Origin of the sequence: Pseudomonas meliae (assembly GCF_001400515.1) — a bacterium.
In the GTDB taxonomy this organism is placed as follows: Bacteria; Pseudomonadota; Gammaproteobacteria; order Pseudomonadales; family Pseudomonadaceae; genus Aquipseudomonas; species Aquipseudomonas amygdali.
Genome location: NZ_LJQT01000358.1, coordinates 22,131 through 28,568, shown reverse-complemented (window position 1 = coordinate 28,568; position 6,438 = coordinate 22,131). Strand labels below are relative to the sequence as shown.

Sequence of the window (6,438 nt, the reverse complement as noted above, 5' to 3'; positions counted from 1 at the left end):
TGTCTACACCCTCTTAGAACTCAGGAGTATCGTTGAACGTGCATTCCTGCCGTTGCGTTGCACCTGCACCATTGCCAACGATCAGATGACGGTGCAAATAAGCGATCCGGTGTCCGGGCGTACCCATCGTCAGACGAGCCTCCCGCTCAGCCATATCAAGACTGTCCGGGATATCTCTGCACTGGTAGCCGGGTTGCGTGAAGAACCGGCAAAAGCCAAGGCGTCACAAGCGCATTACAGCGCTGCCTGATACTGCTTCATCCCTCTGATGCCCAGGCATCACGCAGCAGGGCCTCGATCAGTGTTGATCGGGGCCTTGTCGTTTGTGCGGTTGCCGGTTCTACTTTTTCGGGCAAAACTCGCTGCCCGGTCGCACGTCAATTTAACAGCGTCGGAGTCATGCTGTTTCGGAGATGGGCGATAAAAAAATAATAGAAATTCATGAAACTTTTTAACCGTCTTGAACTGTGCGCACGTCAATGGTTTAAAAAGGTACAAGCGCCGTGAAATCATCAGGTTATAGCGTGCTATTGAACGGGTTGCTCAACGCCCTGCCTATTTGACACTTTTGCGTTTCTTTGCAACTATTCGATTGCCTCCTGAATGCGTAACGCATTGTCACGCTTTTCCACTTGATAAAAACGCCGCCTTAAAAAAACGGGCGGTAGCATTGAGCGGTTTTTTACTGCCCACTCCGCTACTTCAAGGTCCCGCCTGTTTTACGTGTTGTAACTTTCTGTAAAAAACACTGTTTCATGACGACTCATCACTTCGGTGAATGAGCCTTTGTCGGTGTTCGGTTGTATGTGTTTCGCCTCGAATCGTGCAGGGACGCTGGTTCGCCTGATCAGCCAGGCACTCGATCATCCAGAACTTCTGTGCTGCACCAACGTATGAAATGACGATGGAGCATCATCATGTTTGATAACGGTATGGAAACAACCTGCGGCTGCGTCGTCGGAGGGGCCGGGCTCGCCGGCATGGGTTTTTTGTTCAGTGCCCTGAAGACCGGCGCAATGCCCGGAATTGCCGCGAAAGGATTGGTCGTCATTGATGCAAGCGACCGGCCCGGAGCAGGCGTGCTGGGGGAGTATCGGATTACCGCCAATTCTGTGGGCGATGTATTCATCGATTGCCTGCGCGATCCGGCATTACGTGAGGTATTCGAGCCGTTGGAAAACTCGGCAGCGTATTGGCGTATCAAAGCGCAGGCACAAAGCGCGCCGCAGCTGTCTGATGCCGGTCTGCTCATGGCCGAGGCCGCCAGGCTGGTACTGGACCACATCGTGCAACGCTACGGAGTAAAAGTCTGGTCCGGTACGACCATTAATGAAGTGGTCAGTGACGGCAACACATTTTGCCTGCACGTTGACGGTCCGCACGGCAAAAGACGTGTGCGCTGCCGGGCGCTGGTACTCAATCTGGGTGGGCGTCAGGATCCACAGCACCTGATTGATGCTCTCGCCGGGCAGGGGCTGGCGCTGCCAGGCAATGTGAGTATTCAGAGCGCGGACAGGTTGCTGCGTATGAATGCGGTGCAATTACGCGAAGTGTTCGGTCCCGCGCTGGCCGGTAAAGGGCGAATCACGATTGTGGGTGGCTCACACAGTGCCTTTTCAATGCTGGAAAATCTGGCAGATGCACTGGAGTTCGCGGGCTTGCAGGAACTGACGCTTATTCATCGAAGCCGCATCAGGCTGTTTTACGAAAGTGTCGAACAAGCACAGGCAGCTGGTTACCTTTTCGACGCCCAACACGATGTGTGTCCGGTATCAGGCCGAGTCAACCGCTCCGGCGGCTTGCGTTATAGAGCGCTGGACATTGGGCGCGAGGCGCTGTGTAGCGGCCGTGTCGGCAAGACGGGCGTGCGGGTGCAGATTTTTCAGACGCCGGGCGGGCGACCTGGTGACCACGAGCCGGCCCGGCNNTCCGCGCTTGCCGACTCGGCGGTGATCGTGCAGTGCTCTGGCTATCAACCTGTGCTGCCGACGCTAAAAGATGCCGAAGGCAACTTCATCAGCCTGCGCGAGACAAAGGGCGGTCTTGAGTCCGACGCTTGCGGCTGTCCGTTGGACCAGCAGGGTCGTCGAATGAAGGGCCTGTATCTTTTTGGTCTGGGGGCCGGGCTTGGCGTCGATCCGCATCTGGGCAGTGAACCCGCCTTCGATGGACGTATCTACGGCGTCTGGCAGTTTCACCATGATGCAAGCCGAGCAGTGGTTGAGGCCGTCACCAGCAGACTGTCCTGTCCAGCTGCTGTTCCCGAGATGATCGGTATGGACTTATTCATGCAGGCAGCGCTTCACATTCAGGCGGGTTAGGCAGCAATTACAGGTAAACAGCACCATAAAAAACGGCGCCCTAGGGACGCCGTACGGCTGTCTGCCAGTAAATGGCAAATCAACATTGAATAAGGGGTACTGCAGGAATTATTGTGGGTCCTGGTTCGGAGCCAGTTCTGCCTGGATACGTTTGTAGATTTCTTCACGATGCACTGAAACATTTTTTGGTGCATTGATGCCCAGGCGGACCTGAAGCCCTTGAACGCCAAGAATCGTGACAGTGATCTCGTCACCGATGTTTATGCTTTCGCCTACTTTGCGAGTGAGTATCAACATAATCTTTTCCTTGATGGCCTCTTGAAAACGCCTCTCTCAAGAGGCTGGCGTTTGCCTTTGCGTGGTGATTGTTGCCGAGTGCATCCAAATGCATCCGACTTATGACGTCACATGGGTGAATTAAATTCCCTCGGTTCATTTTCTTGTCATCGAGATTTGCATCTGCGATACGACGAGCGCGCCAATTCTGCCCGTTTCGACGTGAAAATGCCCGTATTTACTGGCGTCATGTAAAAAGTATCGTGAACCGCTGCACGCTGTGAGGTCGTCATCGTCTCACTCGACGAGGCGGGATAAGCCCATCTCGGCATGAGTGTAAGCGTAGGCATGACTTTGCGAGATTGCTCGGACTTTCTGAAAATTCAGTTGAAAGTGTCGAACGAGGATGTAGGAAAGGGCTGCCGGGTCGCCATCGCTACTACGCTCAGGCTTGTTGACGCTATCAGGGACACTGGGTGGCCGGTCCGGAGTGCGCGCTGTGGCGCAGAGATGCGATGTACAGCAAGGCGTTGGCCTTCGCGGGTTTCATTGCCCGCAAAGGCCCTGCCGGAGTTGGGCTTAAAGCGCCATCGACAGCAACATGATGAAGATCAGGCCGACCACCGACAGGATGGTTTCCATCACCGTCCAGGTCTTGAAGGTTTCGGCAACCGTCATGTTGAAGTACTGCTTCACCAGCCAGAAACCGGCATCGTTGACGTGCGAGAGGATCAACGAGCCGGCACCGGTTGCCAGCACCAGCAGCTCGCGGTTGACGCCAGGAATCAGGCCGACCACGGGTGCCACGATCCCTGCGCCGGTGATGGTTGCCACGGTAGCCGAACCGGTTGCAATACGGATGACGGCAGCCACCAGCCAGGCCAGCATGATCGGGTTGATCTGAGCCTGCACAGCCATGTGTCCGATCACGTCGCCCACGCCGCTGGCGACCAGCATTTGCTTGAAGCCACCGCCTGCACCCACGATCAGAACGATTGCGGCAACCGGTGCCAGGCTCTGGTCCAGTAGTTTCATGATTTTTGTACGGTCAAAGCCACGCGCCGCACCAAAGGTGTAGAACGCCAGCAAAAGCGCTGCGAGGAGGGCGCTGATCGGGTGACCGATCAGGTCCATCCAGATGCGGAACATGTTGTTTTCCGGCAACACCACGTCGGCAAAGGTCTTGAGCAGCATCAGGAAGACCGGCAGCAGGATGGTCACCAGCGTGATACCGAAGCCTGGCAGGTTCTCAGTGCTCGACTCTTTGGCAATCTGATCCATCAGTTCCTTTGAAGGCGTGCCAGGGATGCTTTTTGAAATCCAGCTACCGAAGATCGGGCCAGCGATGATGGCCGTCGGCAGTGCAACGATCAGTCCGTAGAAAATGGTCTTGCCAATGTCGGCACCGAAAATGCCGATGGCCAGCAACGGACCCGGATGTGGCGGAACCAGGCCGTGCACGGCTGACAGGCCTGCCAGCAATGGAATGCCGATCTTGACGATGGATACGCCGGTGCGACGGGCAACAATGAACACCAACGGGATCAGCAACACAAAGCCGATCTCGAAGAACAGCGGGATGCCCACCAGAAAGGCCGAGAACATCATGGCCCAGTGCACTTTCTGCTTGCCGAAGGTGCGTATCAACGTTTGCGCAATCTGGTCCGCGCCGCCCGAGTCCGCCATCAGCTTGCCGAGCATGGTGCCCAGGCCGAGGATGATACCGACGAACCCCAGTACGCCGCCGAAGCCGTCCTGAAACGATTTCATGACTTTTTCAACCGGCATTCCCGAGGTCAGGCCAAGAAAGCCTGCCGCCAGGGTCAGCGCGACGAAAGGGTGTACCTTGAAGGTGGTGATCAACAGTACAAGGCCGACGATGATCACCAGCGCATCGACGAGCAGGAACGTCTCATGGGTCATACCGAACATGGGTGTTTCTCCGGTTTATTGTTTTAAGGAGCTGTTAACAGCGCCGACGTTAATATCGTGTGCACGCAAGACAGCGCTGTCTTCTGCGCTCACGCCTTTATCAGGCGTGGGAGTCTTTCCACCATGCTGCGGCTTGTTCACCGATGACATCAATAGGCTGCGATGCGTCGACGATCAACGTCAGCGGCTCGCCGTAAGGCGGCTCGAGGGTTGCGAACTGGCTGTCCACCAGACTGGCGGGCATGAAATGCCCCGGCCGGTGCGAGCAACGTTCGGCGGCAAGTTCCTTGGTAAGTTCCAGGAAAACAAAACCCAGGCCGGGTACGGCATCGCGCAGACGCTGGCGATAGATAAGCTTGAGTGAGGAGCAGGTCAGCACAGGGTGCTCACCGTTTGCCAGGGCAGCAGCCATCTCTTCGCCCAGGCGGGTCAGCCAGCCGGCCCGGTCGTCATCATTGAGAGGGGTTCCGGCGCTCATTTTTTCGATATTGGCGGGAGGGTGGAACGCATCGCCTTCGATCAGGCGACCANNAACCGCCGCTGTTGCGGGCGATCTCGGCACCGACGGCGCTTTTGCCGCAGCCAGAGACACCCATTACCACAAGGGCGGAAATAGCAGTATTCGCAGTTGTCACGGTAGGCACCTCATCTGGAGACAGCGCTGTCTTTGTCCGGTGGACATCAGGCTCAGCCCGGGCTGTTCCAGTTTTTGTCGTTGTTTTGGGCTCATCAATAAGCATTGGAGGCTGTTCTCCGCGGCGACCCTGACCGGGTGGCCCATGTGAAACCAGCGATAAAGCATTGTCACCTTCCATGAGACAGCGCTACCTTATGGGGCATTTGACATATTTGGCAACCCCTATGTTAGTTGGCAACGCATGATCCGCATTGGTTCCCGCTCTACTGGTCGCCCTACGCTCAATGAGGTGGCGAGGCTTGCCGCCGTGTCGCCGATCACGGCCTCCCGGGCGCTGCGCGGCGTTACCACTGTTGCGCCGGAGCTGGCGGAAAAGGTCCGCGCTGCGGCACAGACCCTGGGCTATGTCGCAAATTCTGCAGCCAGGGCGCTGGCCTCTTCCTGCAGCCAGACCGTCGTTGTGCTGGTGCCTTCACTTTCCAACCAGTTGTTTATCGAGACGCTGGAGGCCATTCAGGACGTGTTGCGCATCCGCGGTCTGGACGTGGTGATCGGCAACTATCACTACTCGCCCGATGAGGAAGAGAAACTGCTGCGCAACCATCTGGTCAATCGTCCGCGCGGTATTCTGCTGACCGGTTTCGATCACACCGCAGCGTCGCGCCAGATGCTTGAAACCAGCGGCGTGCCTTGCGTGCACATGATGGAGCTCGATACGCGAATGGGTACCTATTGCGTCGGCTTCTCGCAACAGCAGGCCGGAGCAGAAGCCGCACGCCATCTGCTGGGGCGTGGTCGTCGCCGACTGGCTTACATGGCCGCTCAGCTCGACCCTCGCGTATTGCAGCGCGGGGCCGGGTTTCGCCAAGTGCTGGAGAACGCCGGGCTGTTCGACCCCGAGCTGCAGGTCTCGACGCCTCAGTCGTCCTCGATTGGCCTGGGTGGTGAGTTGTTTGCCCGCCTGCTGGAGCAACATCCGGATGTCGACGGAGTTTTCTTCTGCAATGACGACCTCGCGCAGGGCGCTGCCCTTGAGGCTTTGCGTCTGGGCGTCGCCATTCCCGAACGCGTATCGCTGGTGGGCTTCAATGACCTGCCCGGTTCTGCCCACATGGTGCCGCGCCTGACCTCGATACGCACGCCCAGGGAGGAAGTCGGGCAGCGCGCGGCACAGCTGCTGCTGGGCCTGCTCGACGGGGTCACGCAGCATTCGCAGGTGGATCTGGGGTTTGAGCTGGTGGTACGGGAAAGCTCCTGAGTATTTATTAAGGC

At 57.3% G+C, this 6,438-nt stretch carries 5 protein-coding genes and 1 pseudogene; 3 read left to right on the top strand and 3 right to left on the bottom strand.

Annotation, left to right across the window (positions count from 1 at the left end; all coding sequences use genetic code 11):
• Together ALO64_RS16990 and ALO64_RS16985 are read left to right on the top strand one after the other, a co-directional pair.
• A partial coding sequence (locus ALO64_RS16990) for a DUF1652 domain-containing protein (RefSeq protein WP_157058665.1) occupies positions 1-250 on the top strand: 250 nt, incomplete at its 5' end.
• Positions 251-917: 667 nt separating this feature from the next.
• Positions 918-2,321, top strand: coding sequence for a pyridine nucleotide-disulfide oxidoreductase (locus tag ALO64_RS16985; protein ID WP_054991759.1), 1,404 nt, complete (start codon positions 918-920; stop codon positions 2,319-2,321).
• Between the two features lie 108 nt (positions 2,322-2,429).
• Here ALO64_RS16985 and csrA read toward each other — a convergent pair whose 3' ends face one another.
• From csrA to ALO64_RS16970, 3 genes and pseudogenes are all read right to left on the bottom strand, one after another.
• Positions 2,430-2,618: a carbon storage regulator CsrA gene (csrA, locus tag ALO64_RS16980; protein WP_002554157.1), complete on the bottom strand. Its 189-nt coding sequence runs from the start codon at positions 2,616-2,618 to the stop codon at positions 2,430-2,432.
• 558 nt (positions 2,619-3,176) lie between these two features.
• Positions 3,177-4,529, bottom strand: a complete 1,353-nt coding sequence (locus ALO64_RS16975; protein WP_044343405.1) for a GntP family permease — start codon at positions 4,527-4,529, stop codon at positions 3,177-3,179.
• 100 nt (positions 4,530-4,629) lie between these two features.
• A pseudogene (locus ALO64_RS16970) lies at positions 4,630-5,125 on the bottom strand (gluconokinase).
• A gap of 282 nt (positions 5,126-5,407) precedes the next feature.
• Here ALO64_RS16970 and gntR point away from each other — a divergent pair.
• Positions 5,408-6,424 carry an HTH-type transcriptional regulator GntR gene (gntR, locus tag ALO64_RS16965; RefSeq protein WP_044343404.1) on the top strand — a complete coding sequence of 339 codons (1,017 nt, stop codon included), beginning with the start codon at positions 5,408-5,410 and terminating at the stop codon, positions 6,422-6,424.
• The last annotated feature ends 14 nt before the right edge of the window (positions 6,425-6,438 follow it).

Coding starts and splice junctions, on each gene's coding strand:
- ALO64_RS16975 (WP_044343405.1), bottom strand. CDS start 4,529: ATGTTCGGTATGACCCATGAGACGTTCCTGCTCGTCGATGCGCTGGTG.
- csrA (WP_002554157.1), bottom strand. CDS start 2,618: ATGTTGATACTCACTCGCAAAGTAGGCGAAAGCATAAACATCGGTGAC.
- gntR (WP_044343404.1), top strand. CDS start 5,408: ATGATCCGCATTGGTTCCCGCTCTACTGGTCGCCCTACGCTCAATGAG.